General features: G+C 34.6%; 3 protein-coding genes. All 3 read left to right on the forward strand.

Going from position 1 to position 2,876, the window contains the following annotated elements; translation table 11 throughout:
- Positions 1 to 161 precede the first annotated feature (161 nt).
- Genes modA through ACKI2P_RS00920 form a run of 3 tightly spaced genes read left to right on the forward strand, consistent with a single transcriptional unit; the run spans position 162 to position 2,757 of the window.
- On the forward strand, positions 162 to 980 hold the full coding sequence (gene modA / locus ACKI2P_RS00910) for a molybdate ABC transporter substrate-binding protein (RefSeq protein WP_407374349.1): 819 nt from the start codon (positions 162 to 164) through the stop codon (positions 978 to 980).
- A 46-nt stretch (positions 981 to 1,026) separates the two neighbouring features.
- Positions 1,027 to 1,698: a molybdate ABC transporter permease subunit gene (gene modB / locus ACKI2P_RS00915; protein WP_407374353.1), complete on the forward strand. Its 672-nt coding sequence runs from the start codon at positions 1,027 to 1,029 to the stop codon at positions 1,696 to 1,698.
- Between the two features lie 24 nt (positions 1,699 to 1,722).
- Complete coding sequence (locus ACKI2P_RS00920) at positions 1,723 to 2,757, forward strand: sulfate/molybdate ABC transporter ATP-binding protein (protein WP_407374351.1); 1,035 nt, start codon at positions 1,723 to 1,725, stop codon at positions 2,755 to 2,757.
- Positions 2,758 to 2,876: the final 119 nt, after the last annotated feature.

The raw sequence follows: 2,876 nt of genomic DNA on the forward strand, positions 1-2,876 counted from the left end.
GTTTAATGTTGTGTTTTTTTGGATTTTAGCAAGATTATTATATTTAATTTAAGTTAGATGTGAATGATATTATCTGATGATTTTTCAAGCATTCAATTGTAAATCTTTAATTATTTGAATTTAATGTCGGATAGTGTATTAATTATTTAAGGTGGGGAAAAATGAATAAAAAAATATTACTTATTGCTATTTTTGCTATAGTGGCAGTTGTTAGTATTGGTTCATGTTCCGCAGGATGGTTTGACTTTGGCAGTAGCAATGCTAATGATACAAGCCTCAATGGACAGGAAGTTAATTTGGCTGCAGCCGCTAGTTTGAAAAATGCGTTTGACGAAAAATTAATTCCAATGTTTCAGGAAAAATATCCTGGAGTAAAAGTCACTCCTACATACGCTTCAAGTGGAGATTTACAAACTCAAATTGAAAACGGTTTAAAAGCGGATGTATTTATGTCTGCTGCTAACAAACAGATGAATGCTTTAGCTGAGGAAGGATTAGTTGATAACAGTACAAATCTTCAATTTTTAGAAAACAAAGTTGTTTTAATAGTTCCTGCTAATTCAACAACCAACATATCTTCATTTGAAGATTTGAAAAATATTGACGGTAACATCGCTATCGGTGATCCTGAATCCGTGCCTGCAGGTCAATATGCTAAAGAAGTATTGAACAATACTGGTGTCTGGAGCGATGTAGAGTCCAAATTGTCTTTAGGTACTGACGTTACCGCTGTATTAAACCAAGTAGCTCAAGGTTCTGCTGAATGTGGTATTGTATACGCTACCGATGCTAAATCTACTGGTGATGTTAAAGTAGTTTGTGAAGCTTCTGGTGATGATTTAAAAACTCCTGTTATCTATCCTATAGCAGCTCTTAAAAATTCAACAGATTCAAATGCAACAAAAGCATTTATGGACTTTTTACAAACTAAAGAAGCTAAAGATGTATTTGTAGAATATGGTTTTAGTATTCATGAATAGATTTGGTTTTTAATTATTAATTATGTGAAGGTATAAAGACATGGCAATGGACTGGTCCCCGATTTTCATTTCAATGAAAACTGCAAGCTTATCAATTTTCATAACCTTTTTTGTAGGTTTGATTGTTGCTTGGGGTATTGTCAAGATGAAAAACGATACCATAAAAATAGTTCTTGATGGGATTTTCACATTGCCAATCGTTTTACCTCCTACTGTAGTGGGATTCTTTTTATTGTATATTTTTGGTGTCAGAGGACCAATCGGTAAATTTTTCATTGATTTTTTCACTGTTAAAATTGCTTTTTCATGGACCGCAACAGTCATTGCGGCAGTTGTAATGTCATTTCCGCTGATGTATCGTTCTGCAAGAGGAGCATTTGAACAGGTAGATTCCAACCTGCTGGATGCCGGCCGTACACTGGGAATGTCAGAGTGGAAAATTTTCTGGAAAATCCTATTTGCAAATGCATTGCCTGGAATAATCAGCGGAGGAATTCTTGCATATGCGAGAGGTCTGGGCGAATTTGGTGCAACTGCAATGCTTGCCGGAAACATTGCAGGACAAACAAGAACTCTGCCAATGGCAGTATATTCCGAAGTGGCCGCTGGAAATATGGGAGATGCATTCAATTATGTGATATTTATCGTCATCATATCATTCATAGCCATTTTCATTATGGATTATGTTTCAATTCGAAAGGAAAGGCAATGGAAATAATGTATGGTTTCAGGAGGATTGTTAATGGATAAAATGTTAAAAGTGGATATTCAAAAGAAACTCAAAGAATTTGACTTGAATGTTGATTTTGAATTGAAAAAAGGATGTTTGGGCATTCTTGGTCCTTCTGGTTGCGGTAAAAGTATGACATTAAAATCCGTTGCGGGCATTGTTGATCCTGATAAGGGTATTGTAAGCCTGACGACTGATAGTGAAACGGTTTATTTTGACTCCGATAAGAAAATCAATCTCAAACCTCAAAAAAGAAACGTGGGGTATCTTTTTCAGAATTATGCTTTGTTTCCAAACATGACTGTTGAGGAAAATGTCGCAGCAGGACTTCCGAAGAATTATGATAAGAATATCGTATCTGGAATGATTAAACGCTTCCATCTAGAAGGATTGGAAAAAAGATATCCTAGGCAGTTGTCTGGAGGCCAGCAGCAAAGGGTTGCTTTAGCACGTATAATGGCTTATGGTCCGGACGTATTATTGCTTGATGAACCTTTCAGTGCTATGGACACATTCTTAAAAGAGCAGCTGCGTACAGAACTTTCAAATATCCTTAAGGATTTTGAAGGGTTTTCCATTTTGGTAACTCATGACCGTGATGAGGTATTCCAGTTCTGTGATGAACTCCTGATTTTGGATAAAGGCAAAATCATAGCCAAAGGACATACTCATGAAATGTTTGAAAATCCGAAAAGGGTTTCCGTTGCAAGACTTACAGGTTGTAAAAATATCTCAAAGATTGAGATTTTAGACGATTATCACGTTAAATCGTTGGATTGGGATTTAATATTTGAAGTGTCTCAAAAAATTTCACCAAACATTACTCATATCGGAATAAGAGCACATGATTTTTCTCCTGCAGATAAAGATGATTTAAACGTGTTTGAAACCATAAATTCAAAAAAATTGGAAAGGCCGTTTGAATGGGATATAACATTGGCAAACGGTTTGTGGTGGAAAGTGGATAAACAGATTCATGAACATGAATTTGAGATTCCTCAGTATTTGAAAGTGAACCCAAAAAACATAATTCTGCTGGAAGAGTAAACAGATTTAATTTTAAATTCTCTTTTTTTTCATTTTACTTGAATTTTTTTTAATTAATTTTTGTATTTTTGAACCTTTTTTGCATTTTTTGGTAATTTTTAAAAATATAACTATTTATA

This window comes from Methanobrevibacter sp. (genome assembly GCF_045541095.1).
GTDB lineage: Archaea > Methanobacteriota > Methanobacteria > Methanobacteriales > Methanobacteriaceae > Methanocatella.

Coding starts and splice junctions, on each gene's coding strand:
- modA (WP_407374349.1), top strand. CDS start 162: ATGAATAAAAAAATATTACTTATTGCTATTTTTGCTATAGTGGCAGTT.
- ACKI2P_RS00920 (WP_407374351.1), top strand. CDS start 1,723: ATGGATAAAATGTTAAAAGTGGATATTCAAAAGAAACTCAAAGAATTT.
- modB (WP_407374353.1), top strand. CDS start 1,027: ATGGACTGGTCCCCGATTTTCATTTCAATGAAAACTGCAAGCTTATCA.